This window comes from Blastococcus saxobsidens DD2 (genome assembly GCF_000284015.1).
Taxonomy (GTDB): domain Bacteria; phylum Actinomycetota; class Actinomycetes; order Mycobacteriales; family Geodermatophilaceae; genus Blastococcus; species Blastococcus saxobsidens_A.
Genome location: NC_016943.1, coordinates 4,035,289 through 4,060,468 on the forward strand (window position 1 = coordinate 4,035,289; position 25,180 = coordinate 4,060,468).

Here is a 25,180-nt window from a genome sequence, read left to right on the forward strand (position 1 = left end):
ATGGCCGATGTTGAGCCGAACTCCCGTCACATCCGCCGCACGGACCCCGGCTATCCCCCGAGGCACCGCCCCGGGCTCCCGCGGCCGTCGTCAGGCGAGGTCGTCGGCGCCCATCAGCCGGCGCCCGGCCTCGGTGATCGAGCCGGACAGCGACGGGTAGATGGCGAAGGTCTGCGCCAGGTCGTCGACCGTCAGCCCCTTCGTCACGGCCAGCGCGATCGGCAGCACCAGCTCCGACGCCCCCGGGGCGACGACGACACCGCCCACGACCACCCCGGTCGAACGCCGGGCGAAGAGCTTGACGAAGCCGGCGTGCAGGTCGCTCATCTTGGCCCGCGCGTTGGTCGCCAGCGGCACCTGCACGACCTCGACGTCGGCGTTCTCCGCCAGCGACTTCTCCTGGAGGCCGACGGTGGCGATCTCCGGGTGCGTGAAGACGTTCGCGGCCACGGTCTTGAGCTTGATCGGTGCTACCGCCTCCCCGAGGGCGTGCCACATCGCGATCCGGCCCTGCATGGCCGCGACGGAGGCCAGCTGGAAGACGCCGGTGACGTCGCCGGCCGCGTAGATGCCCGGCACCGAGGTGCGGGACACGCGGTCGACGACGACGTGGCCGGACTCGGTGACCTCCACGCCGTGCGACGCCAGGTTCATCCCGGCGGTGTTCGGGATCGTGCCGACGGTCATCAGCGCGTGCGACCCCTCGACGGTGCGCCCGTCGGTGAGCTCCACCGAGATCCCCTTCTCGGTGCGCCGCACGCCGGCCGCCCGGCCGCGTTCGAGCCGGCCACCGCGGGACTGGAAGACCTGCTCGAGCACCTCCGCGGCGTCGGAGTCCTCGCCGGGCAGCACCCGGTCACGCGAGGAGACGAGGGTGACGGGGACGCCGGCCTCCAGGTAGCCGGAGGCGAACTCGGCACCGGTGACGCCGGATCCGACGACGACCAGGTGCTCGGGCGGCTCCGCGAGGTCGTAGACGTCGCGCCAGTCGAGGATCCGCTCGCCGTCCGGTTCCGCTCCGGCGAGCACCCGGGGGTCGGCGCCGGTGGCGATGAGGACGACGTCGCCCTCAATCTCGCCCAGGACCGCACCGTTCTCGTCCAGGATCTCCACCTCGTGGGCGGCCAGACCCGGCGCGTCGTCGGCGAGCCGACCCTGGCCGCGCACCATCCGCACGCCCTCGGCGTCGAGCCGGGCGTGGATGTCGGCCGACTGCGCCATGGCCAGGCTCTTCACCCGCTGGTTGGCCGCGGGGAGGTCGAGGCTGACGGACCTCAGCTCGGCGCCGTGCACCCCGAGGACGGCGGAGTCGCGCACCCCCGTGGTGGCGCCGGCGGCGGCGATCAGGGTCTTGGAGGGGACGCAGTCGGTGAGCACGCTGGCCCCACCGATGCCGTCGCGCTCGATCACGGTCACCTGCGCACCGAGCTGTGCGGCGACCAGGGCGGCTTCGTAGCCGGCGGGGCCTCCACCGATGATGACGATGCGGGTCATGGCTCCATCTTTCGTTGCCGATCGGTCCGTCGCTGCCATTGTCCCGCCTGCCGGAGCGGATCCGCGCCACCGCCCGTCCCGGCCCGCCGGGCGCTCTCGTTAGTCTCGCCCCGATGGGCCTCTACGCCGCCTACGGGTCGAACATGGATCCCGCGCAGATGCTGCGCCGCTGTCCGTCGTCGCCGCACACCGGCACCGGCTGGATCCGCGGCTGGCGGCTGACGTTCGGCGGTGAGGAGCTGGGCTGGGAGGGTGCGCTCGCCACCCTGGTCCCCGCTGACGATGACTCCCCCGGGGTCTTCGTCGCGCTCTACGACCTGACCGGGGCCGACGAACGCGCCCTGGACGCGTGGGAGGGCGCCGACTCCGGTCTCTACCGGCGGGTGCACCTGCGCGTGCACATCACTGCTCCGCAGGGGGGCCGGTCGCGAGCGACTGCCCTGCTCGGTGGCGACGTCGTCGCCTACGTCTACGCGCTCGACGCCTTCGAGGGCGGGCTCCCCTCGGCCCGGCACCTCGGCGCGATCGCCGACGGTGCGGAGGCGGCCGGTGCGCCGGACGACTACGTGCGCGAGTTACGGTCCCGCGAATGCCGGTCTGCCGGTCTGTAGCGGCTCGAGACCCCCGGGAGACCAGTGCCGATGAGCGATGAGACGAACGCCGGGCGGACGGTGATCACGTTCGGCACGTTCGACGTCTTCCACATCGGGCACCTCGCCATCCTGGAGCGGGCCGCCCATCTGGGCACCCGGCTGGTGGTGGGTGTCTCCTCCGACGAGCTGAACATCGCCAAGAAGGGGCGGCCCACCGTGTACCCCTACTTCGCCCGCGCGGCGATCGTCGGGGCGCTCCGCTGCGTCGACGAGGTGTTCTCCGAGGAGTCCCTGGAGCTCAAGCGCTCCTACGTCGAGAAGTACGGCGCCGACGTGCTGGTGATGGGGCACGACTGGACCGGCCGGTTCGACCAGCTGCGGGACCTGTGCGAGGTCGTCTACCTGCCGCGCACTCCGTCGATATCGACCACGGCGACGATCGAGCGGATCCAGCTGCTGCCCCCGGCAGCCGGCGCAGCGGGCTGAGCCAGCGCCGCACGCGGGTGACGGCGGCTCAGCCTGGATCCACCGATTCGGAGGTTGTAGGGCCGCCCGGCGGTCGTTGATCTTGCTCTTGGTGGGTGGGCGTGCGGGGCCAGGGACTTGGGTTTCCGAGTCTCCGGTCGTGGGCGGTCAGGATGACGGAGATCAGCCTGCGGGGCCCGGAAGCGCGCGTAACCGGCCGAGTGCGGCAGTCAGCTGATCGGCCCAGGGCCAGGGCCGGGGCAGGCGCAAGAGGAACTGGCGGGCGTGCCGGATCAGCCGGGGCGGGAACGGTCAGATAGCGCCGTCGGAGGGTCTTGATCGTCTGCCGCGGGGTGGCCGCCAGGTCCCCGAGCCGGGCGGTCCAGCGGCCCAGGTTGTGGGCGATATCCGGCTGCAGCAACCCGGGCCGGCCCAGCTCACCGACCCCGCCCCGCTCCGCAACCGCTACGCACCGCCGCGCGGAGCTACCAGCGCGCCCTCGAGCAGCTCACCGAGGAGGCCGGATTTGCCGCATGACGCCAGACTTGACTCGATCTTCCCGGCTTCGCCGGTCCTAGCCTCCTAGTGCGGCCCCTCTCCCCGGTGCCGTCCCGGAGCGCTGTGACCGGCGCCCTTCGGCCTTCCGCCCGCGGTGGCTCGGTCGGCCGGATGAGTCTCTACGCCGCCTACGGGTCGAATATGGATCCCACGCAGATGCTGCGGCGCTGCCCGTCGTCATCGCACGCGGGCACCTGCTGGATCCAGGGCTGGCGACTCACCTTCGGCGCCGGGGAGTTGGGCTGAGAGGAATCGCTGGCCACTTTCGTCTCGGCGGAGAAGGACCACGAGGCGCTGCACCCGGGCGTCTTCGTGGCGCGCTACCACCTGACCGAGCCGATGAGCAAACGCTGGACGCCTGGGAGGGCGCCCATCTCGGTCTCTACCCGAAGCTGCAGCTGCAGGTCCACACCCTCGCCGGCGACGTCGTGGCCTTCGTCTACGTGCTCGACACGATAGAGGGCGGCCTGCCATCGGCCCGTGACCTGGGGCGCTCGCCGACGCGGCCGAGGCGGCCGGTGCGTCCGAGGACTACGTATGGGACCTCCGCACCGCGGAAGTGCCGCTCCACCGACGTCTGAGCGTTCCTCACCACGGGTCGCCACGCCTATCGAGTCGTGCCGCACGGGTCGTGTGAGAGTGATGTGACGCAGGGTGCGCTTCAGGCTGCTCTTAGTAGCCGTCTCCCACCCGGCGCGCTTACTTTTGGTATGCCACCGGCGACTCCACGCGCACGCCGGTGCCTGCAGCAGCTGACTGCAAGCCCCTTCTTCCCGGAGGTCCCGCTTGACCGCGACGATCGCGTCCACGGCCCAGCGTCCGACAACCCTTGGACCGGACGGTCCGTCGACGGTTGAGCGACTGGATGCGCTCGACGGGCTCCGCGCCGTCGCGATCGGTCTCGTCCTTCTGGGTCACCTGGCCGTGCCGTACCTCCAGCTCGGCGGCGCCGTCGGGGTCACCGTCTTTTTCACGTTGTCCGGGTTCCTGATCACCCGACTGCTCCTCGTCGAGCATGAACGCCACGGAGTCATCCGGCTCCGCGCCTTCTACGCCCGCCGACTGCTCCGCCTCGCGCCGGCCTTCGTGGCGATGGTCGCCGTCGTCGGGATCGTCGTGAACGCCGTCGGCCTCTCCCTGCGGCACTACGCGCTGGAGGCGGCCCTGTCGCTCGGCTACGTCGCTAACATCGCGCGCATCAACGGCGTCGACATGGGGCCACTGGGCCACACCTGGTCGCTGGCCGTGGAAGAGCAGTTCTACCTCGTCTGGCCCGTCGTGCTGCTGCTGATCCTGCGCCGCCGCCTGGCCAGCGCATGGATGCCCTGGCTGCTCGGCGGGATCATCGCGGCGAGCCTCCTCGTCCGGTACGCCAATCTCGACGACTACATGCGGTCACACGACGCCCTCGACGTCAACGCCTACGCGCTGGCGATCGGGGCCTTCGTCGCGGTGCTGGCCCACTCCGGCCGGCGACTGCCCCGCATCCCGGCCTGGGTCGGACTCGCGGGCATCGTGTTAACGCTCGTGCCCCAGGCCCCCGATCTGCCGACGCTCTACCCGATGTCGGTGGCCGTCTCCCCGCTGGCGGCGGTCGCGACGGCCACCGTGCTCGTGAGCTGTCACCACTCGGGTGGCCCGGCGCTGCTGCGCCTACCCCTCATGCGCTGGGGCGGGGTGCACTCCTACGCCATCTACCTGTGGCACTACCCGCTCCTCCTGCTCATGCCGAGCGACAGGTGGCGGGAGAAGGCCCTGATCATGGTGATCTCCGTGATCGCTGCCGTGCTGTCGCGGCACCTGGTGGAACTCCCCGCCCTCCGCCTCAAGCACCGTTTCGAGCGGGTCCCCGTCGTCGCAGCGACGGCGCCTGCCCCGCCCCCGTCGCCGCCCCGGACCTCCCTGCCGGTCCAGCGCCGGCGCTGACCGGGGACGCTGACCGGGGACGCCGGCCTCAGGCGTCGGCTGACGGGGGCGCGGCCAGGAACGTCCGCAGGATCTGCTGGGCGGCCAGCGCGGGGGTGAGCTCGCCGGCCAGCACGCGCTTCTCCAGCTCGGGGACGGCGGCCCGGACGCCGGGGTGCGCCCGCAGCTGGTGCTCCAGCCCGTCGCGCACGAGCTGCCACGTCCAGCGCACCTGCTGGGTGCGGCGGCGCTCGTCGAACGCGCCGGACGCCTTGGCCCGGTCCTGGTGCTCGACCAGCGTGGCCCACACCTCGTCCAGCCCCTCGCCGGTGAGCCCGGCGCAGGTGAGCACCGGGACGTCCCACGGCTCCCCGCGGCCGCGCAGCATGCGGATCGCCGAGGAGAGCTCGCGCGCGGCCTTCCGGGCATCGGCGGCGGCCGGCCCGTCGGCCTTGTTGACCGCGATGACGTCGGCGATCTCGAGGATGCCGCGCTTGATGCCCTGCAACTGGTCGCCGGTGCGGGCGATGGTCAGGAAGAGGAACGAGTCGACCATCTCCGCGACGGTGATCTCGGACTGCCCGACGCCGACGGTCTCCACCAGCACGACGTCGTAGCCGGCCGCCTCGGCGACGACCATCGACTCCCGCGTGGCCTGCGCCACGCCGCCGAGGGTGCCCGACGTGGGGGAGGGCCGGATGAACGCGTTCTCGTCCACCGCCAGCCGCGCCATGCGGGTCTTGTCCCCGAGGATCGAGCCGCCGGAGCGGGCCGACGACGGGTCGACGGCGAGCACCGCCACCTTCGCGCCCGACTCCGTCAGGTCCACCCCGAGCTGGTCGATGAACGTCGACTTCCCCACCCCGGGAACGCCGCTGATGCCCACGCGGCGCGCTCCCCCGGCATGCGGCAGCAGCTCGACCAGCAGTTCCTGTGCCTTCGCCCGGTGGTCGGCGCGGCGGGACTCGACCAGCGTGATGGCCCGCGCCATCACCCGCCGGTCCCCGGCGAGCACCCCGTCGGCGAGGGCCGGTACGTCGATCTCCCGCGGCATTACTCGTTCGCTCCCGCGGGTCGCTCCGCTCCTCGCTCGCTGGCGCTCGCTGCGATGCTCACTCCCCTGTCCGCTCAGCCTCAGTGACCGAGGCGCTGCGACAGCGTGCGCAGCAGTTCCTGGGCGGCCTCGGCGATGACGGTGCCCGGCGGGAAGACGGCGGCGGCGCCCATCTCCTTGAGCGTGGGGACGTCGTCGGGCGGGATGACGCCGCCGACGACGATCAGCACGTCGTCGGCGCCGAGGTCGGCCAGGGCCTGCTTCAGCGCGGGCACGAGGGTGAGGTGGCCGGCGGCGAGCGAGGAGACGCCGACGACGTGCACGTCGGCCTCGACCGCCTGCCGGGCGACCTCGTCGGGCGTCTGGAACAGCGGGCCCACGTCGACGTCGAAGCCGAGGTCGGCGAAGGCGGTGGCGATGACCTTCTGCCCGCGGTCGTGCCCGTCCTGGCCCATCTTGGCCACCAGGATGCGCGGCCGGCGGCCCTCGGCCTCGGCGAACTCCTCGGCCATGCGTCGGGTGTCGTCCACGGGTCCGCTGGCTCCTGCCTCGTCGCGGTAGACGCCGGAGATGGTGCGCACCTGGCCGGCGTGCCGGCCGTAGACCGCCTCCAGGGCGTCGGAGATCTCTCCGACCGTGGCCTTGGCCCGCGCGGCGTCGACGGCGAGCTTGAGCAGGTTGGCGTCGAGGTCGGTGCCCCGGCGCCCGTCGGCGGCGGCGCGGGCGGCGTCGGTCAGCCGGCCCAGCGCCTCGGTCACCGCGTGGCCGTCCCGGTCGCCCCGCAGCTGCTCCAGCTTGGCCTTCTGCTGGGCGAGCACGTCGGCGTTGTCGACCTTGTGCACCTCGATGGCCTCGTCGGCGTCGACCCGGTACTTGTTCACGCCGATGACCGGCTGGCGGCCGGAGTCGATCCGGGCCTGGGTGCGGGCGGCGGCCTCCTCGATCCGCAGCTTCGGGATGCCGTCGTCGATTGCTTGGGCCATGCCGCCGTGCTCGGCGACCTCCTCGATGTGCGCCCATGCGCGACGGGCCAGGTCGTAGGTGAGCTTCTCGACGTAGGCCGAGCCGCCCCACGGGTCGACGACGCGGGTGGTGCCCGACTCCTGCTGCAGCAGCAGCTGGGTGTTGCGCGCGATCCGCGCGGAGAAGTCCGTCGGCAGCGCCAGCGCCTCGTCCAGGGCGTTGGTGTGCAGCGACTGGGTGTGGCCCTGGGTGGCGGCCATCGCCTCCAGGCAGGTGCGGACGACGTTGTTGTAGACGTCCTGCGCGGTCAGCGACCAGCCCGAGGTCTGGGAGTGGGTGCGCAGCGACAGCGACTTCGGGTTCTGCGCGCCGGCCTCCTTCACGAGTTTCGCCCACAGCAGCCGCCCGGCCCGCAGCTTGGCGACCTCCATGAAGAAGTTCATGCCGATGGCCCAGAAGAACGACAGCCGGGGCGCGAAGGCGTCGACGTCCATGCCGGCGGCCTGGCCGGCCTTCAGGTACTCGACGCCGTCGGCGAGGGTGTAGGCCAGCTCCAGGTCGGCCGTCGCCCCGGCCTCCTGGATGTGGTAGCCCGAGATCGAGATCGAGTTGAACTTCGGCATCTTCTGCGAGGTGAAGCTGAAGATGTCGCTGATGATCTGCATCGAGGGCTTGGGCGGGTAGATGTAGGTGTTGCGCACCATGAACTCTTTGAGGATGTCGTTCTGGATGGTGCCGGTCAGCTGACCCGGCTCCACCCCCTGCTCCTCGGCCGCCACGATGTAGAGCGCGAGCACCGGCAGCACGGCGCCGTTCATCGTCATGGACACCGACATCTTGTCCAGCGGGATGCCGTCGAAGAGCTGGCGCATGTCCAGGATCGAGTCGATCGCCACCCCGGCCATGCCGACGTCGCCGGGCACGCGGGGGTGGTCGGAGTCATAGCCCCGGTGGGTGGGCAGGTCGAAGGCGATCGACAGGCCCTTCTGCCCGGCGGCGAGGTTGCGCCGGTAGAACGCGTTGGACTCCGTGGCGGTGGAGAAGCCCGCGTACTGGCGGACCGTCCACGGCTGGGTCGTGTACATCGTCGGGTAGGGCCCGCGCAGGAACGGCGGCAGCCCGGGCAGGGTCTCCAGGAAGTCCAGGCCCTCGAGGTGCTCGTGCGTGTACAGCGGCGGGACGGCGATGCCCTCGGGGGTCTCCCAGGTCGCCTCCGCCACGCCGCGGCCGGTCGTCACTTCGAACGCCTTGGCCCAGTCGTCCGCCGAGGTGCCGCCCGACGGAGTGCCGAGCTCGACGGAACCGAAGTCGGGGATCGTGCTCATGCCTGAACTCCTTCGAGGCCCAGCTCCGAGTGCACCGTCCGCAGCGCCGCGAGGGCGTCGCAGCCGGCGAACACGTACCCGTCGACGCCGTCGACGGCGAGGTCGGGCTTGCCGGCCAGCCACACCTGCACGGCGCCGGCCTCCTTCAGCTGCTCGGCCAGCGCGGCGGCGTCGGACGCGTAGTCCTTGTCGGTGCCGCAGATGCAAACCACGGTCGTCCCCGCCTCGGCGAAGCCGCTGGCGCCGTCGCCGGACGGCGTGGCCAGGCCGCCGGCCTGGAACAGGTTCGCCGCGAACGTGGCCCGGGCGGTGTGCCGGGCGATCGGGCCGATCGTCGCGAGGTAGACCTTCGGCCGTTCGGCGGGGGCGTCGGCGCGGTCGCGCAGCTCCTCGAACTCCTGTGCCGCCCGAACCCGCGGCAGGCCGCCCGACGGCGGGGCCCAGGCGAGGGACTCCCGCGACGGGAGCTTCTCGGCGAGGTTGGGGAACTCGCTGACGCCGGTGATCGCGTCCGCGCGGGTGGCCAGCCGCTGCGCGCGGGCGTCCCACGCCTGGGCTATGCGGTCCCGGACCAGGCCGGACGCCAGCGCGGCCGACAGCCCGCCGGCCCGCTCGATCTCGGTGAACCAGTCCCAGGCGGCCTGGGCGAGGGAGTCGGTCAGCGACTCGACGTACCAGGAGCCGCCCGCAGGGTCGAGGACGCGGGCCAGGTGCCCCTCCTCCACCAGCAGGCTCTGGGTGTTGCGCGCGATCCGGCGGGAGAACGAGTCGGGCAGGCCCAGCGCGGCGTCGAACGGCTGCACGGTGACCGCGTCGGCGCCGCCCACGCCCGCGGCGAAGCAGGCGACCGTGGTGCGCAGCATGTTCACCCACGGGTCGCGCTTCGTCGTCATCACCGACGAGGTGACCGCGTGCTGCCGCTGGGCGCGGGCCCCGGCCGAGGCGCCGCTGACCTCGCCGACCCGGTCCCACAGCCGGCGGGCCGCGCGCAGGACGGCGATCGTCGTGAACTGGTCGGCGCTCGCCGAGTAGCGGAACTCCAGCTGGGCGGCGGCCTCGTCGACCGACAGACCTTGTCGTCCGTCCGCGGAGCCGGTCAGCGCCCGCAGGTACGCGACCCCGGCGGCCAGCGAGCAGCCCAGCTCCTCGACCACGGAGGCGCCGGCGTCATGGAAGACGGTGCCGTCGACGACGACCGTGCGCAGGGCCGGGTGCGCCGCCGCGCGGCGGGCGACGTCGGCCAGCCCGGAGAGGTCCTGCTCCTGGCCAGAGGCCGCCTGCACGCCCAGCGGGTCCAGCCCCAGCGAGCCACCGGACGCCAGGTCGGTGCGGCCCTTCACCAGGGCGAGGAACGCCTCGGCCGCCGCGAGCCCGCCCTGCACGCTCACCGGCGCCAGGTCCAGGTAGACGTCGGAGAGCACGTCGCCCAGCGAATCCGCGGGGATGGCGCCCTCGCCGACCACCAGCCACAGCGAGGTGACGCCGTTCTCCAGGTCGGCCGCGATGGCCTCCTTGGTCATCGCCACGTCGGGGTGCGCGTGCCGCTGCCGCACGTCCCAGCCGCCGGGCGCTCCGCCCTCGGCTCCACCGGCGGCGGTGACCTCGCCCGATCCGGCGGGGCCGCCCGACGGCCGGGCGCCGCGCACGAACGGCGGCAGGCCGGGGACGCCGACGCCGACCGGCAGGTCGGCGGCGTCCTCGGCGGTGTAGAGCGGGCCGACGGTCACACCGGGGGCGACCGGACGCCGCAGCGCGTCCTCGACCGGGTCCGGGAGCTCGGTGCGGCCGGCCTTGCGCAGGACACCGGCGACCAGGTCGCGCCACTGGTCGCGGGTGACCGCGTCGAACTCGCCGGCGAGCGCGAGGTCCTCGGGGACCTCGTGCTCGGCCGGGACGTCGGCGTCGGCCGCTGGACGTGCCGGACCGCTGGCCTGCTGGTCGGTGGAACTCATCGTCGGTGGGTCTCCTCCACAGAGGGGCGGGAAGAAGTGTCTCCGGGCGCGGGGCGGCGCGTGCGAGGGGGTGCCGGTGGGCCGCTGTGCTGCGGCTCCGCGTCGGCCTCGAGGGCGTGCAGCGCGGTGCGCGCCAGGAGGCGGACGCCGACCCCGAGCGCGCGCTCGTCCACGTCGAAGGTCCCCCGGTGCAGGTCGAGCGGCGCCCCGCCCCCGTGGGTGCCCAGCCGGGCCAGCGCGATCGGCATGACGTCGGCGAACCAGCCGAAGTCCTCGCCGCCCATCGACTGCGCCGACAGGACGACGTGGTCGCTGCCGACGGTCTCCAGCGCGGCCGATCGCATGAGGGCGACGGCGCGGGGGTCGTTGACGACCGGCGGCACGCCCCGGATGTAGTCCACGTCCACCTCGGCGCCGGTAGCGGCGGCGACCCGCGTCACGAGTGAGCGCATCAGCTCCTCGGCGCCCTTCCATGCCTCCCGGTCCAGGACCCGGACGGTGCCGCGCAGCTGACCGCGCTGCGGGATGGCGTTGGCCGCGACACCGGCGTTGACCGCACCCCAGACCAGCGACATCCCCGTCCGTGGATCGACCTGGCGGGACAGCAGGCCGGGGACGTCGGTGATCAGCCGGCCGAGGGCGTCGACGAGGTCGACGGTGAGCTGCGGGCGGGCGGTGTGCCCGCCGGGGCCGGTGAGGGTGACGTCCATGCGGTCACAGGCAGCGGTGATCGGGCCGGTGCGCAGGCCGATCGTCCCGGCCGGGATCGAGGGGTCGCAGTGCAGCGCGAATGCGCGGGACGCCCCGTCCAGGACACCCGAGGCCACGACCTCGGTGGCACCGCCGGGCACCGTCTCCTCGGCGGGCTGGAAGACGCAGCGGACGGTTCCCGGCAGCCCGTCCAGCGACGCGAGCGCGACGGCCACGCCGAGGACGACGGTGGTGTGCACGTCGTGGCCGCAGGCGTGGGCCAGCCCCTCGCGGGTGGAGGCGTAGGGCACCTCCTTGAGGTCGTTCAGGGGCAGGGCATCGATGTCGGCCCGCAGCACCACTACCGGTCCCCCACCTGCCCCGACGTCGACGGTGAGACCGGTGCCGGTGGGCAGCCGGCGGGGCGTGAGCCCGTGGTGGCGCAGCCGCTCCTCGAGGAACGAGGTGGTCTCGAACTCCGCGTAGCCCAGCTCGGGATGGGCGTGCAGGTGCCGCCGCGTGGCGGAGAGCGCGGCCTGGTTGGCGGCGACCCACTGGTCGACGGCGGCACCGATCTTCTCGACGACCGGGGTCATGCCGCGTGCCCGCCCGCGCACTGCGCCGGTCCGGGCACCGGACCGTCGGGTCGCCCACCCGGCCCCTGCTCCGGCCTGCCGTCCCGCAGCTCGGCCAGCAGGCTGTCGACGACGCAGCGCAGCTCGCCGTCGTGCTGCAGCGCGACCGCCCGCTGGCGCTGGTAGGAGGCGCCCACCTCGAGGATCCGCAGCACGTCGCGCAGCTCCGCCGCGCAGTCCAGCCGCTTCGCCGTCGGCATCAGCTCCTCGACCAGCTCGGTGATCGCCTCGCGCACCGGCCGGACCGCCCCGTGCTCGTCGACGACGATCTCGGCCTCCAGGCCGTAGCGGGCCGCCCGCCACTTGTTCTCCCGCACCACCCACTCGGCCGGGCTGGGCAGGGTGTAGCCGCGGTCCAGCTGGGTGTCGAGCTGCTCGACCAGGCACTGCGCCAGCGCGGCGACCGCGCCGACCTCCTCGAGGGTGGGCAGGCCGTCGCAGATGCGCAGCTCGACCGTGCCGAAGTCGGGGTGCGGGCGGATGTCCCACCACACCTCGCGCACGCTCTCGATGGCGCCGGCGTCGATGAGCGTCTCCATGTACTCCTCGAACGCGCCCCAGTCGGCGAGCCGGAACGGCAGGCCCGCGGTCGGCATGCCCTCGAAGATCTTGGTGCGGGACGACGCCAGGCCGGTGTCGCAGCCGACCCAGAACGGGGAGGACGACGACAGCGCGAGGAAGTGCGGCACGTACTGGCACAGCGCGTTGACCACCGGGATCACCTTCTCCGGCGCCCGGACGCCGACGTGCACGTGGACGCCGAAGATCTGCATCCGGCGGGCCAGCCACTGCATGCGCTCCACCAGCTGGACGTACCGCTCCTTGGGCGAGATCTCCTGGGTCTGCCAGTCGGTGAACGGGTGGGTGCCCGCGCACAGCACCCCGAGCCCGCGCTCGTCGGCGGCGGCGACGACCTCGGCGAGGGTGCCGGCGAGGTCGGCCTTGGCCTCGCGCACGGTGGTGCAGACGCCGGTGATGATCTCGATGGTCGACTGCAGCAGCTCGTGCTTGGCCTTGGGGTGCTCCTCGGCGCCCTCGGGCCGGAGGCCCTCGAGGATCTCGACGGCGCCGGGCGACAGCTCCCGGGTCTCCCGGTCGACGAGCTGCAGCTCCCACTCCACACCGAGGCTGGCGCGCTCAGAACTACGGAAGGGGATCTCCACCTCCCGGAGTCTAGGGACGCCGGCCCGTCCCCACCCGGCGGCGGGGGGAGATCACTCCCCCGGTGGATCAGCGCCCCGGGTCGCCCGCCAGCCGGGCGTAGAGGACGACGTCGCCGGGCCGCCCGCGATGCAGGAAGCGCTGGCGGATCGTGCCCTCGGCGGTGAACCCGGCCGCCTCCGCGACCCGGCGGGATCCGCTGTTGGCCGGGTCGATGTGCAGCTCCACCCGGTGGAGCCCGGCCGCGTCCGACGCCCAGCCGGCGAGCACGCCGAGCGCTTCGGCGGTCAGTCCCTGCCCGCGGTGTGCCGGGGCGGTCCAGTACCCCACCTCACCGAAGCCGTCCGCCGGGGGGAAGAGGCCCATGCTGCCCACGAGGCCACCGCCGCCGAGCGGCTCGACGGCGAACAGGGCCCCGCCGTCGTCCCAGGTCCGCGGCGCGATGCCGGCCACGAAGTCCTGCGCGTGCTCTGCGGTGTACGGCACCGGTACCTGGGTCCACCGCTGGATCTCCGGGTCCTGGCACGCGGCCAGCACCTCCGTGGCGTCGCCGGGCCGCCAGGGGCGCAGCCGCACCCGCCGTCCGGTCAGCGTCGGTTGCGCGCCCCGCCGGGTCCCCGTCACGGGGGCATCCTGCCCACGGCCTCCGGTGGATCTCCACCCGATTCCCGCGCTGGGTTAGCGTCCCCGCGTGAGCGAGCTCCCTGGCACCGACCCCACCACCCTGGCCGCGCAGGCGGCCGCCGCCCTGACCGCCGCGCTCGGCGGGCCGCACGACGTCGCGGTCGTCATGGGCTCCGGCTGGGCGCCTGCGGCCGACGCGTTCGGCGAGACCACCGGCTCGGTGCCGATCGGCGACCTCCCGGGGTTCGCGGCCCCGACCGCGGTCGGGCACGGCGGCGAGGTGCGCTCGGTCCGCGTCGGCGACCGGAAGGTGCTCCTCCTCCTGGGGCGCACCCATTTCTACGAGGGCCGCGGCGTCGAGCCCGTGGTCCACGGCGTCCGCACCGCGGCCGCCGCGGGCGTGCGCACGGTGCTCCTCACCAACGCCGCCGGCGGGCTGGCCCCGGAGCACCGGGTGGGGCAGGCGGTGGTCATCTCCGACCACCTGAACCTCACGGCGCGGTCGCCCCTGGTCGGCGCGGACTTCGTCGACCTCACCGACCTCTACTCCGCGCGGCTGCGCGAGCTGGCCCGCGAGCTCGACCCGTCGCTCGCCGAGGGCGTCTACGCCGCGCTGCCCGGGCCGCACTACGAGACCCCGGCCGAGATCCGCATGCTGCGTACCCTCGGCGCGGACCTGGTGGGCATGTCCACCGCCCTGGAGGCCATCGCCGCGCGGGCCGCGGGGGTGGAGGTCTTCGGCCTGTCGATGGTCACCAACGCCGCGGCCGGGATCACCGGGGAGAAGCTCGACCACGCCGAGGTCCTGGCGGCGGGCAAGGCGGCGGCGGGCCGGCTCGGGAAGTTCCTGGTGGAGTTCATCGGGCGGCTGCCGTGAGCCATCCGGCTCCGACCGGTGACCTGCCGGCCACCGCCCGCGCCTGGGCCGACGCCGACCCGCACGACGGCGACCGGGCCGAGATCCGGGGGCTGGTCGACGCCGGCGACACCGCGGAGCTGGGCCGCCGGTTCGCCGGCCCGCTGACGTTCGGGACGGCGGGGCTGCGCGGGCCGCTGCGGGCCGGCCCGGCCGGGATGAACGCGGCGGTGGTCGCCCGCGCCGCGGCCGGCCTGGGCGCCTGGCTGACCGCGTCCGGGCACGGGGGTGGCGGCGTGGTCATCGGCTTCGACGCGCGCCGCCGGTCCGAGGAGTTCGCCCGCATCTCCGCCGAGGTGCTCGCCGCCGCCGGTTTCGCCGTCCAGGTGCTGCCGCGGCCGCTGCCGACGCCGGTGCTCGCCTTCGCCGTCCGGCACCTGGGCTGCGCCGCCGGGATCATGGTGACCGCCAGCCACAACCCGCCGGACGACAACGGCTACAAGGTCTACCTGGGGGATGGCGCACAGCTGGTGCCCCCGGCCGACCGGGAGATCGAGGTGGCGATCGGATCGGTGGGCCCGGCGCGCGAGGTGCCACGGTCCGACGACTGGGTCGCGCTCGACGACCGGATCGAGACCGGCTACGTCGACGCGGTCGTCCGGGCCGTCGACCCGGAGCGGGTGCCGGCGGCGGACCGCGCCGCGCTGACCGTCGCCTACACGGCCATGCACGGGGTCGGCGCGGGAACGACCCGTCTGGTCTTCGCCGCCGCCGGGCTGGCCGAGCCGGTCAGCGTGCCGGAGCAGGACGTCCCCGACCCGGCGTTCCCGACGGTGTCCTTCCCCAACCCGGAGGAGCCGGGCGCGGTCGACCTCCTGCTGGCGCTCGCCGAGCGGGTGGGCGCCGACGTGGCGATCGCCGAGGACCCCGACGCGGACCGCTGCTCGGTGGTCTGCGGCGGCCGGCAGCTGACCGGCGACGAGGTGGGCGCGCTGCTGGCCGACTGGCTGCTCCGGCGCGGAGTGCGGGGCACCTACGCGTCGTCGCTGGTGAGCGGGTCGCTGATGCACGCGATCGCCGAGTCGCACGGCGTGGCGTCGGAGGAGACCCCGACCGGCTTCAAGTGGATCATGCGGGCCGGCTCTCCCGAGGCTCCGCTGGTGTACGGCTACGAGGAGGCGCTGGGCTACTCCGTGGCCCCGTCGGCGGTGCGCGACAAGGACGGCATCTCCGCTGCCCTCGCCGTCGCGCTGCTGGCCGCGGAGCTCAAGGCCGGGGGGCGGACGCTGCTGGACCGGCTCGACGAGCTGGCCGAGGAGCACGGGCTGTTCGTGACCGGCCAGCTGTCGGCGCGGGTCGAGGACCTGTCGCTGATCTCCGACGCCATGACGCGGCTGCGCTCGGCGCCGCCGGGTGCGCTGCTGGGCCGGCCGGTGGAGTTCGCCGACCTGGCGCTCGAGAAACCCCCGGTGGACGCGGTGCGGCTGCTCGGCGACGGCGTGCGGGTGATCGTGCGCCCCAGCGGGACCGAGCCGAAGCTGAAGGCCTACCTGGAGACCGTCATCCCGGTGCACGACGATGCCGGCATCATCGCGGCCCGCGGCCGGGGCGCCGACGAGCTGGACCAGCTGCGCGCGGAGATGTCAGCCGCCCTGGGGCTCTAGCGCTCGGCTGAGCGAGTCACGAACTCCGCGACGGCAGCCGCGAACTCGTGGAGGTCACCGTGGTCGGCGAGCCGCGCCGTCACCAGTTCTTCATCGACCTCGATGTACTCGTGCACGAGCACGTTGCGAAAGCCGACGGCCCGGCTCATCCGGCCGGCGAGATCGGCGGACAGCACGCCGTGCCTGCTCAGCACCAGCATGCTGTGCGCATTGTTGTTCAACGGCCCCCACCCCTCGGAGGCGCAGACGTGATGCGCGATGTCGACACAGGCCTCCACGGCCGTGGCGAGGGCGTACTTGACCCCGCGGCGGACGGCTCGGTCCTGCTGGCGGGCGACTGGCGCCGCGGCCTCCTCGGCAAGGAAGCCCAGTTCCTCGGAGAGCGCCAGCAGCAGCCGGCTCACCCGCGTCTCATCGACCACGGCGCAGCATCTCCAGAAATTCCCGGTGGCCGCGGTCGAATCGCGGCTTCTCGTCGAAGTAAATCTTCCGGGTGGTCGCCACCCAGCGAACCCGGGCCGGCGGGTCGTCGTCGAAGAGCAGCCGACCCTCGACCGAGATCCGGCCGGCCAGCTCCAGGGGGGCGCCGTTGAGCACCATGAGATCGACGCCGTCGGGCAACCGCACCTCGAAGGACGGCGGTGCTGTGCCATCCCACCAGGCGGCGACGTCCAGGTCGGAATCCGGGCGATGCGTTCCGCGCGCCCGGCTGCCGTGCACGAACGCGAAGCGGGCACCAGCCGCACGCAGCGCCTCGGTGGTCTGCTGCTCGAGCACCGCTACGGCCTCGTCGTCCACCGGGCCAGTCTGGCACGGGCGCCGCGCCACCCCCGGGATTCCGGCACCGTCGCCGCCTTCGCAGCGTTCCCGCCCATCCCCCCAGCGTGATCCCCGCGCCGGTGTTCGCGCGACCGCTCAGACGGGCTCCCGGCAGCCGGACTCCAGCGCCCGGGCAGCGGTGGCGAGCACCGCGACGACGTCGCGGCCGAAGCCGACGTCGCACGGGTGCACCCCGCCGGTCAGAGCCGCCGCACCCAGTTCGTCGACCGCCACCCGGAACGCCTGCACCGGCGCCTCGGCATCGGGCAGCAGCACGAGCCGCCCGGCGTCGCCGTGCACGAAGAACTCGATCCCGGCGGACATCGGCGCCACCGTGTGCGACAGCGACACCGTCGAGGCGGTCCCCGACTCGTGGGTGAGCACCAGGTGCACGGTGTCCCGCAGCCCGGCGCCGGCCTGCACCGCGACGACCGGCCCCAGGGCGGGCACCAGCACCGACAACGCGTGCGGGCCGATGTCCCAGAGCGCCCCGCGCTCCTGCCGCCACGGCGAGGCCGCGAACGGCGTCCCGGCGAGCGAGCCCAGCCACGACCCGGCCCCCCCGGCGAGCTCCGTCCGCGCCGCCTGGGTCAGCCACGTGGCGGTCTGCGACTGGAAGCGGAAGGTGAAGAAGACGACCGAGGCGACGCCGGCGTCCCGGACGGCGGCGACGACGCGGTCGGCGGCGGCCACGTCCAGCGCGATGGGCTTCTCCAGCAGCAGGTGCTTGCCGGCCGCGGCGGCACGCTCGGCCAGGGGCGCCTGGACGTCCGGCGGCAGGGCGAGCGCGACGGCGTCGACCTGCGACAGCAGCTCGTCGACGTCGCCGAACCCCGGCACCTCGAACCCGGCACCGACCGCCTTCGCCTTGGCGACGTCCCGGCCCCAGACGCCGACCAGCTCGGCGGAGGGGTGCTCGGCCAGTGCGGCCGCGTGGACGTGCTCGGCCCAGAAGCCGGTGCCCAGGACGCCGAACCGCACGGTCAGACCGCGCCGAACTGGCGGTCGCCGGCGTCGCCGAGGCCGGGGACGATGTAGGCCTTGTCGTCGAGCCCCTCGTCGATGCTGGCGGTGAACACCCGCAGCGGCAGCCCGCTCTGCTCCAGGCGGCGGATGCCGTCGGGGGCGGCGAGCGCGCAGAGCACGGTGATCGAGGTGGTCCCGCGCGCGGTCAGCAGCTCGCAGCAGTGCACCAGCGAGCCACCCGTGGCCAGCATGGGGTCCAGCACGAAGACGTCGCGGTCGACCAGGGTCTCCGGCAGCGAGGCCATGTAGGCCTCCGGCTGGAAGGTCTCCTCGTTGCGGGCCAGCCCGACGAAGCCCATCTGCGACTCGGGCAGCATCCCGTGCGCGGTGTCGGCCATGCCCAGCCCCGCGCGCAGGACGGGGACGATCAGCGGCGGCGCGGCCAGCCGGTAACCCGTCGTCGCCGTGACCGGCGTGGTAATCGGCTCCTCGGCCACCACCAGGTCCCGGGTGGCCTCGTAGACCAGCATCTGGGTGAGCTCGCGCAGGGCGGCCCGGAACATGGCGTTGTCCGTCCGCTCGTCCCGCATGCGGGACAGACGGGCACGAGCGAGCGGGTGGTCGACGACGGTCAGCTGCACGGGCAGCACGGTAGCGGCCGAGGTGGACCGGCGGGTCGGGGCCGCCCGTGATCGCGGTCGGCCGCTCACGCGGCGACCAGCACGTCGCCCCTGGCCTCGGCCGCCAGCCGGCGCCGCAGGTCACGGTTGCCCAGCAGCACGCCGACCACCCAGGCCATGTCCATCCGCTCGCCGTTGACGTGCATCGCCTCGGGCAGCGGGGACGGTCCGAGGGAACCGGCGGCTCCGAGCCCGGCTCGGCGGAGAGCCCGTCGGAGACGTGACCCGCGCCCCCCACGGCCAGGAGGTCCGCACGTTCCCGCGGGAACGTGCGGCACCGCTCCGGCGGGTGAGCGGTGTCGGACCTCGGCCTCCGGCAGGGAAGAATGGCGCCATGACCCACGTGCTCGACCCCGGCGCGTTGTCCGGGGCGACCCCCACGGTGCGCGCGCCGCTGGCTCCGTACGACGACGTGACCCGCAACGCCGCCGCCTTCCGCGCCTTCCTGCAGGGGCTGCCCGGCGTGGACCAGGTCGGCGCCGAGTCCCGTGTCGCCACCCTGGGCACCCGCTCGATCAAGACGACGTCGAAGGCGTGGGCGATCGACACCGCCATCTCGATGGTCGACCTCACCACCCTCGAGGGCGCCGACACCCCCGGCAAGGTGCGCAACCTGGCCGCGAAGGCCAAGCAGCCCGATCCGTCCGACCCGACGACCCCGCAGGTCGCCGCGGTCTGCGTCTACGGCGACCTGGCCGGCGTCGCCCGCGAGGCCCTCGGCGACAGCGGCATCCACGTCGCCGCCGTCGCCACCGCCTTCCCCAGCGGCCGTGCCAGCCGGGCCGTCAAGATCGCCGACGTCCGCGATGCCGTCGAGAACGGCGCGGACGAGATCGACATGGTCATCGACCGCGGCGCCTTCCTCTCCGGCCGCTACCTCGACGTCTACGAGGAGATCGTGGCGGTGAAGGAGACCTGCGGCGACGCCCACCTCAAGGTCATCCTGGAGACCGGCGAGCTGGTCACCCTCGACAACGTCCGCCGCGCCAGCTGGATCGCGATGCTCGCCGGCGGCGACTTCATCAAGACCTCCACCGGCAAGGTGAACCCGGCCGCCACCCTTCCGGTGAGCCTGGTGATGCTCGAGGCGGTCCGCGACTTCCGCGCCGCCACCGGCCGCCAGATCGGCTTCAAGCCCGCCGGCGGTATCCGCACGACCAAGGACGCGATCCAGCACCTCGTGCTGATCAACGAGACCGTCGGCCCGGACTGGCTGGACCCCGACTGGTTCCGGTTCGGCGCCTCCAGCCTGCTGGGCGACCTCCTGCTCCAGCGCCAGAAGCTGCGCACCGGCCACTACTCCGGCCCCGACCACGTGACGGTGGACTGACCGACGATGACCTCCACACCCGCCCGGCCCGCTGCCTCCGCTCCGCCCAGTCCGGCCCAGCCCGCCTTCGAGTACGCTCCCGCGCCCGAGTCGCGGTCCATCGTCGACATCGCCCCGTCCTACGGCCTCTTCATCGACGGCGAGTTCGTCGACGGCACCGGCGGGTCGTTCACGACGGTGAACCCGGCCACCGAAGAGGTGCTCACCGAGGTCACCGCCGCCAGCGCGGCCGATGTCGACCGCGCGGTCCGCGCCGCCCGGAAGGCGTTCGAGAAGACCTGGGGCCCCATGCGCCCGGCCGACCGCGGCAAGTACCTGTTCCGGATCGCCCGGCTGCTGCAGGAGCGGGCGCGGGAGTTCGCCGTCCTCGAGTCGCTGGACAACGGCAAGCCGATCCGGGAGTCCCGCGACATCGACATCCCCCTGGCCGCGGCGCACTTCTTCTACCACGCGGGCTGGGCCGACAAGCTCGACCACGCAGGCCTCGGCCCGAGCCCACGCCCGCTCGGTGTGGCCGGTCAGGTCATCCCGTGGAACTTCCCGTTGCTGATGCTGGCGTGGAAGGTCGCGCCCGCGCTGGCCACCGGCAACACCGTCGTCCTCAAGCCGGCCGAGACCACCCCGCTCACCGCGCTGCTGTTCGCCGAGGTCTGCCGGCAGGCCGACCTGCCCCCCGGCGTGGTGAACATCGTCACCGGCGCCGGCGACACCGGCCGCGCGGTCGTCGAGCACGACGACGTCGACAAGGTGGCGTTCACCGGGTCCACCGAGGTGGGCCGCTCGATCGCCCGCGCCGTGGCCGGCACCCGCAAGAGGCTCACGCTGGAGCTCGGCGGCAAGGCGGCGAACATCGTCTTCGACGACGCCCCGATCGACCAGGCCGTCGAGGGCATCGTGCAGGGCATCTTCTTCAACCAGGGGCACGTCTGCTGCGCCGGCAGCCGGCTGCTGGTGCAGGAGTCGATCCACGACGAGGTCGTCGCGAGCCTGCAGCGCCGCATCGGCACGTTGCGCGTGGGCGACCCGCTGGACAAGAACACCGACATCGGGGCGATCAACAGCGCCGAGCAGCTCGCCCGCATCCGGGAGCTCTCCGACATCGGCGAGGCCGAGGGCGCCCAGCGCTGGCAGCCCGCCTGCGAGCTGCCCGAGCGCGGCTACTGGTTCCCGCCGACGGTCTTCACCGACGTCTCCCCCGCCCACCGCATCGCCCGCGACGAGGTGTTCGGCCCCGTCTTGTCGGTGCTCACCTTCCGCACCCCCGACGAGGCGGTGGCGAAGGCGAACAACACCACCTACGGCCTGTCCGCCGGCATCTGGAGCGAGAAGGGCTCCCGGATCCTCACGATCGCCGACCAGCTCCGCGCCGGCGTCGTGTGGGCCAACACCTTCAACAAGTTCGACCCGACGTCGCCCTTCGGCGGCTACAAGCAGTCCGGCTACGGCCGCGAGGGCGGCCGGCAGGGCCTGGCCGCGTACCTGGAGAGCGACAGATGAGCGACCGGCTGGCCGTCCGCAAGACCTACAAGCTGTACGTGAACGGCGCCTTTCCGCGCTCGGAGAGCGGCCGCACCTACGAGGTGACGAACGCGAAGGGCCACTTCCAGGCCAACGTCGCGTGGGCCTCCCGCAAGGACGCCCGCGACGCCGTCGTCGCCGCCCGCGGCGCCTTCGCGACGTGGTCCGGCGCCACCGCCTACAACCGCGGCCAGGTGCTCTACCGGGTGGCCGAGGTGATGGAGGGCCGGCACGTCCAGTTCTGCGAGGAGGTCGCTGCGGGCGAGGGCCTGTCGTCGTCCAAGGCCCGCGCCGCCGTGGACGCCGCCATCGACCGCTGGGTCTGGTACGCCGGCTGGACCGACAAGCTGGCCGCCGTCCTCGGCAGCGCGAACCCCGTGGCGGGGCCCTACTTCGACTTCTCGCTGCCCGAGCCCAGCGGCGTCGTCGCCGTGCTGGCCCCCCAGCAGTCGAGTCTGCTGGGCCTGGTCAGCGTGCTGGCACCCGTGCTGGCGACGGGCAGCACCGCCGTCGTCGTCACCTCCCGGGACCGGCCGATCCCGGCCGTCACCCTCGCCGAGGTGCTGGCCACCAGCGACGTCCCCGGCGGAGTGGTGAACCTGCTCACCGGCGACGCCGGCGAGCTGGGTCCGTGGCTGGCCGAGCACGCCGACGTCGACGGCATCGACCTGACCGGCGCCCCGGCGACACGCGCCATGGAGCTCGAGCGGGAGGCCGCCGGCACGATCAAGCGCGTCGTCCGCCCCCCTGCCACCGAGCCGGACTGGACCGCCGACCCGGGTCTGTCGCGCATGACCCCGTTCCTGGAGACCAAAACGGTCTGGCACCCGATCGGGGTCTGAGACCCGCTGCCCGGCCCCGGGATGCGCGCCGGGGCCGACAGGGCAGGATGGGCGGGTGGCCAGGCCCAGCATCGTCCCCATCGCACTGACCCTCGACGACCGCACGGGATACACGCTGTGGGCTCCCCCCTGGGAGGAGGACGGCGAGGAGTGGCAGGCCTTCCTCGGCACGACCGAGGAGGACACCGCCACTTTGCACCTCTTCCCCACCCCGGCGAAGCTCGCCGCCTTCTGCCGCACCCGTACCGAGCACGACCTCGCCGACCACCCGGTGTGGCCGGTCGTCGCCGGGCTGGGTGCGGCCGACCTGACCCCGGACGACGACCACCGGTACGACCTCGACGGCGTCTACGACATCGCGGCCGAGGACCCCGACCGGTGGGCGGTGGAGGAGCTGGCGGCGACGGTCGACATCGTCAGCCGGCTGGCCGAGTGCCTGGACACCACCGACGAGGACGACGACGACGACGACGAAGACGAGGACGAGTTCGAGGCCGTCGCCGAGCTCGCCGGCAAGCCGGAGATCGGCTCCCTCGGCCTGGGGGTCGAGGCCTTCGCCGGCCGCTCCGGCGAGGACGCCTGGATGGGGGTCGGCACCGTCCTGGACGACCTGTGGGAGGACGTCGTCGAGGAGCTGTCGGAGCACTTCGACTGGACCGGCGGCGGCACCGCCACCCTCGACGAGTACCCGTCGGCCTCCGAGGCCGGCGACGACGACGTCGCCGGCGTCCCGGACGACGAGGAGCCGCTGCCCGCGCGCGCCGGTGCGGCGCCGGCCGGCGCCACCGCCGCATCGGCGGCGACCCGGGCCGGTGTGCGGACCATCGCGCGCGGCAGCCGGGTCACCGCGTCGGCGGCAGACGTCGCCGCGGCCGCCGAGTTCTGGGAGGCCGTCGGCATCCTGCCCGTGGAGGTCGTCGTACCGGAGGGCGCGGGGGTCACCCTCCGCTGCTACGTCGAGGACGTCGCCCGGTTCCTCGGCCGCGACGGGGCGGTCTTCCTGTTCGGCAGCCCCACCGACCTGGCGCGGTACAGCGCGGGCAAGGAGCAGCACGACCTGACCGAGATCGCGTCCTGGCCCGAGGTGGCCGACACCGACACGCCCCCGCTCCCGGCCGAGCAGGACCGATACGACCTCACCGAGTTCTCCGAGGCCCTCGCCGAGGTGGCCGCCGGCGCCGCCGGCCTGATCCCGCTGCGGGCACTGCTCCAGCCGGTCGAGGGCGTGCGCGACCTGGCCGAGTACGCCGGGCTCGCCCGGGTGGAGGCGCTGCTGTCGCCCACCGCGCCGCTGGGCCAGGCGCTGGCCCGCGCCGAGCGCGAGCCGGAGGCCGTGCTCGGTGCCGCCGAGGCCGCCCAGCTCCGCCCGGTGTGGGACGAGGTCGTGGCGGAGGTCAGCGGGGCGCTGGTCTTCCGCGACTAGGTCCGCGAACGGCGAAGCGGCCGGCCCCGGGAGATCCCGGGACCGGCCGCTCAGTTCGTGCTGGGTCGATCAGCTGCCGTAGCGCGACGGACGGCTGGGCCGCCCGCCGGAGCGGCCGCGGTCACCGTAGGACCGCTCGCCGGACGACGACCGCTCGCCGTACGAGCGCTCCCCGCCGGACCGCTCACCGGCCGGCCGGGGCCGGTCGCCGAACGAACGGCGCGGGCCGCCGCGGGAGCCGCCGGTGGGGCGGTCGCCGTCCCGGCGCGGACGTCCACCGGGGCCGCCGCCACCGCGGCGCATGTCGCGCTGGGTGCGCTCCTTGGGCTCCACCGGGATGCCGGCGGCGACCAGGTCGAGGATCGGCTTGTCGCCCGGACGGGTCCGGTCGAGGGGCGGGTCGACCTTCGCGGTGCGGAACCGGCGCTTGGCCTGGCCGACCTGGTCGGGCAGGAGCAACGAGACGACGACACCGGCGGCACCGGCGCGGGCGGTCCGGCCCGAGCGGTGCAGGTAGGTCTTGGCGTCCGTCGGCGGGTCGTAGTGCAGCACCAGCGAGACGTCGTCGACGTGGATGCCGCGGGCGGCGACGTCCGTGGCGACCAGGACCGGCGAGCGGGCGTCGGTGAACTCCTCCAGCGCACGCTTGCGCGCCGCCTGGGGCAGCCCGCCGTGGATGGCCTCGGCCTTGATCCCGGCGGCCTTGAGGTTCTCGGCCAGCCGGTCCACGCCCAGCTGGGTGCGGGCGAAGATGATCGTGCGACCGGGACGGCCGGCCAGCTCGGTGGCCACCTGCAGCTTGTCGCGGAAGGCGAGGGTGAAGGCCAGGTGCTCGGCCGGCGGGGCCTCGCCGCCGGGGCGGACGACCTCGTGCCGGGCCGGGTCCTTGAGGTAGCGGCGGACCAGGGAGTCGACCTCGCCGTCCAGGGTGGCCGAGAACAGCAGCCGCTGGGCGTTGCGGTCGGTCTGGTCGAGCAGCTCCTTGACGACCGGGAGGAAGCCCAGGTCGGCCATGAAGTCGGCCTCGTCCAGGACGGTGACGACGACGTCGGCCAGCGTGCACTCGCCCTGGCTGATCAGGTCCTGCAGCCGGCCGGGAGTGGCGATGACGACGTCGACGCCGCGCCGCAGCTGCTGGATCTGGCGGTACATGGGGGCGCCGCCGTAGACGGTGGCGAGCTGGACGCCGATCGCCTGTCCGAACGGGGCCAGCGCGTCGTGCACCTGCTGGGCCAGCTCGCGGGTGGGCACCAGGACCAGGCCGCGCGGGGCGCGGCGGCCGTTCTTCACCTCGGCGCCGATGCGGGCCAGCAGCGGCAGGCCGAAGGCCAGCGTCTTGCCCGAGCCGGTGGCGGCCTTGCCGAGCACGTCGCGCCCGGCGAGCGCGTCCGGCAGGGCGGAGGTCTGGATGGCGAACGGGCGGTGGATGCCGCGCCGCTCCAGCGCCGTCACCAGCTGCTGGGGCAGGCCCAGCTGGCCGAAGGTCGGGCCGGTCTCGGTCTCGGTGGTGCCGGTCTCGACGGCGTCGTCCGCCGCGGTGTTCTCGACAGTGTTCTCAGTGGTGTTCTGAACGGCGTTCTCGGCCTTGTTGGACTCGAACGCGACAGGGTGGACCAAAGTCATGCGGGGTGGGGCTCCGATACTGCTCGGAGCGCGTCCCGTG

The 25,180-nt window shown here is 73.7% G+C and carries 21 protein-coding genes; 9 read left to right on the top strand and 12 right to left on the bottom strand.

The features are described 5' to 3' along the window. Positions 1-90: 90 nt before the first annotated feature. Complete coding sequence (locus tag BLASA_RS19045) at positions 91-1,494, bottom strand: NAD(P)H-quinone dehydrogenase (RefSeq protein ID WP_014377862.1); 1,404 nt, start codon at positions 1,492-1,494, stop codon at positions 91-93. 113 nt (positions 1,495-1,607) lie between these two features. On the opposite strand from BLASA_RS19045, the gene BLASA_RS19050 reads away from it, so the two are divergent. The 3 genes from BLASA_RS19050 to BLASA_RS19065 all read left to right on the top strand — a co-directional run bounded on the left by BLASA_RS19050 (position 1,608) and on the right by BLASA_RS19065 (position 5,036). Beyond that, positions 1,608-2,105, top strand: a complete 498-nt coding sequence (locus tag BLASA_RS19050; RefSeq protein WP_014377863.1) for a gamma-glutamylcyclotransferase — start codon at positions 1,608-1,610, stop codon at positions 2,103-2,105. A 30-nt stretch (positions 2,106-2,135) separates the two neighbouring features. Then, positions 2,136-2,573 (top strand): adenylyltransferase/cytidyltransferase family protein, encoded by a 438-nt coding sequence (locus BLASA_RS19055; protein WP_014377864.1) that lies wholly within the window; start codon positions 2,136-2,138, stop codon positions 2,571-2,573. 1,323 nt (positions 2,574-3,896) lie between these two features. Further along, positions 3,897-5,036: an acyltransferase family protein gene (locus tag BLASA_RS19065; protein WP_014377868.1), complete on the top strand. Its 1,140-nt coding sequence runs from the start codon at positions 3,897-3,899 to the stop codon at positions 5,034-5,036. Positions 5,037-5,064: 28 nt separating this feature from the next. Here the strand turns inward: BLASA_RS19065 and meaB are convergent, their stop codons facing one another. The 6 genes from meaB to BLASA_RS19095 all read right to left on the bottom strand — a co-directional run bounded on the left by meaB (position 5,065) and on the right by BLASA_RS19095 (position 13,419). Beyond that, positions 5,065-6,069: a methylmalonyl Co-A mutase-associated GTPase MeaB gene (meaB, locus tag BLASA_RS19070; protein ID WP_014377869.1), complete on the bottom strand. Its 1,005-nt coding sequence runs from the start codon at positions 6,067-6,069 to the stop codon at positions 5,065-5,067. A gap of 80 nt (positions 6,070-6,149) precedes the next feature. Next, positions 6,150-8,357 carry a methylmalonyl-CoA mutase gene (gene scpA / locus BLASA_RS19075; RefSeq protein WP_014377870.1) on the bottom strand — a complete coding sequence of 736 codons (2,208 nt, stop codon included), beginning with the start codon at positions 8,355-8,357 and terminating at the stop codon, positions 6,150-6,152. Further along, complete coding sequence (locus tag BLASA_RS19080) at positions 8,354-10,309, bottom strand: methylmalonyl-CoA mutase family protein (RefSeq protein ID WP_014377871.1); 1,956 nt, start codon at positions 10,307-10,309, stop codon at positions 8,354-8,356. The genes scpA and BLASA_RS19080 overlap by 4 nt, the downstream gene beginning before the upstream one ends. Beyond that, positions 10,306-11,595 (bottom strand): amidohydrolase, encoded by a 1,290-nt coding sequence (locus BLASA_RS19085; RefSeq protein ID WP_014377872.1) that lies wholly within the window; start codon positions 11,593-11,595, stop codon positions 10,306-10,308. Before BLASA_RS19085 ends, BLASA_RS19080 begins: the two co-directional genes overlap by 4 nt. After that, positions 11,592-12,797: a glutamate--cysteine ligase gene (locus BLASA_RS19090; protein ID WP_041775854.1), complete on the bottom strand. Its 1,206-nt coding sequence runs from the start codon at positions 12,795-12,797 to the stop codon at positions 11,592-11,594. Before BLASA_RS19090 ends, BLASA_RS19085 begins: the two co-directional genes overlap by 4 nt. A gap of 67 nt (positions 12,798-12,864) precedes the next feature. Further along, a complete protein-coding gene (locus BLASA_RS19095; protein ID WP_014377874.1) occupies positions 12,865-13,419 on the bottom strand; it encodes a GNAT family N-acetyltransferase in 555 nt (184 codons plus the stop codon). Between the two features lie 67 nt (positions 13,420-13,486). Between BLASA_RS19095 and BLASA_RS19100 the strand changes: the two genes are divergently transcribed. Beyond that, complete coding sequence (locus BLASA_RS19100; protein WP_014377875.1) at positions 13,487-14,296, top strand: purine-nucleoside phosphorylase; 810 nt, start codon at positions 13,487-13,489, stop codon at positions 14,294-14,296. Continuing rightward, positions 14,293-15,939: a phospho-sugar mutase gene (locus tag BLASA_RS19105; protein WP_014377876.1), complete on the top strand. Its 1,647-nt coding sequence runs from the start codon at positions 14,293-14,295 to the stop codon at positions 15,937-15,939. The genes BLASA_RS19100 and BLASA_RS19105 overlap by 4 nt, the downstream gene beginning before the upstream one ends. On the opposite strand, the gene hepT is transcribed toward BLASA_RS19105, so the two are convergent. The 4 genes from hepT to upp form a co-directional block, all read right to left on the bottom strand. Continuing rightward, complete coding sequence (gene hepT, locus BLASA_RS19110) at positions 15,936-16,361, bottom strand: type VII toxin-antitoxin system HepT family RNase toxin (RefSeq protein ID WP_014377877.1); 426 nt, start codon at positions 16,359-16,361, stop codon at positions 15,936-15,938. The two genes, BLASA_RS19105 and hepT, sit on opposite strands and share 4 nt — an antisense overlap. Beyond that, positions 16,351-16,737: a nucleotidyltransferase domain-containing protein gene (locus tag BLASA_RS19115; RefSeq protein ID WP_014377878.1), complete on the bottom strand. Its 387-nt coding sequence runs from the start codon at positions 16,735-16,737 to the stop codon at positions 16,351-16,353. Before BLASA_RS19115 ends, hepT begins: the two co-directional genes overlap by 11 nt. A 117-nt stretch (positions 16,738-16,854) precedes the next feature. Continuing rightward, entirely contained in the window at positions 16,855-17,739 is an 885-nt protein-coding gene (locus tag BLASA_RS19120; protein WP_014377879.1) for a Gfo/Idh/MocA family protein, read from the bottom strand. Between the two features lie 2 nt (positions 17,740-17,741). Then, positions 17,742-18,365 carry a uracil phosphoribosyltransferase gene (gene upp / locus BLASA_RS19125; protein ID WP_041776744.1) on the bottom strand — a complete coding sequence of 208 codons (624 nt, stop codon included), beginning with the start codon at positions 18,363-18,365 and terminating at the stop codon, positions 17,742-17,744. Positions 18,366-18,738: 373 nt separating this feature from the next. Here upp and deoC point away from each other — a divergent pair, with 373 nt between their 5' ends. From deoC to BLASA_RS19145, 4 genes are read left to right on the top strand one after another with little or no spacing between them, the layout of a single operon-like run. Next, positions 18,739-19,734, top strand: coding sequence for a deoxyribose-phosphate aldolase (gene deoC, locus BLASA_RS19130; RefSeq protein WP_014377882.1), 996 nt, complete (start codon positions 18,739-18,741; stop codon positions 19,732-19,734). 6 nt (positions 19,735-19,740) lie between these two features. Further along, positions 19,741-21,231, top strand: coding sequence for an aldehyde dehydrogenase family protein (locus tag BLASA_RS19135; protein ID WP_014377883.1), 1,491 nt, complete (start codon positions 19,741-19,743; stop codon positions 21,229-21,231). Next, positions 21,228-22,094, top strand: coding sequence for an aldehyde dehydrogenase family protein (locus BLASA_RS19140; RefSeq protein WP_014377884.1), 867 nt, complete (start codon positions 21,228-21,230; stop codon positions 22,092-22,094). The genes BLASA_RS19135 and BLASA_RS19140 overlap by 4 nt, the downstream gene beginning before the upstream one ends. Before the next feature lie 55 nt (positions 22,095-22,149). Beyond that, positions 22,150-23,517 (top strand): hypothetical protein, encoded by a 1,368-nt coding sequence (locus BLASA_RS19145; RefSeq protein ID WP_014377885.1) that lies wholly within the window; start codon positions 22,150-22,152, stop codon positions 23,515-23,517. A 69-nt stretch (positions 23,518-23,586) separates the two neighbouring features. Here the strand turns inward: BLASA_RS19145 and BLASA_RS19150 are convergent, their stop codons facing one another. Next, positions 23,587-25,140, bottom strand: a complete 1,554-nt coding sequence (locus BLASA_RS19150; RefSeq protein WP_014377886.1) for a DEAD/DEAH box helicase — start codon at positions 25,138-25,140, stop codon at positions 23,587-23,589. Between the last annotated feature and the right edge of the window lie 40 nt (positions 25,141-25,180).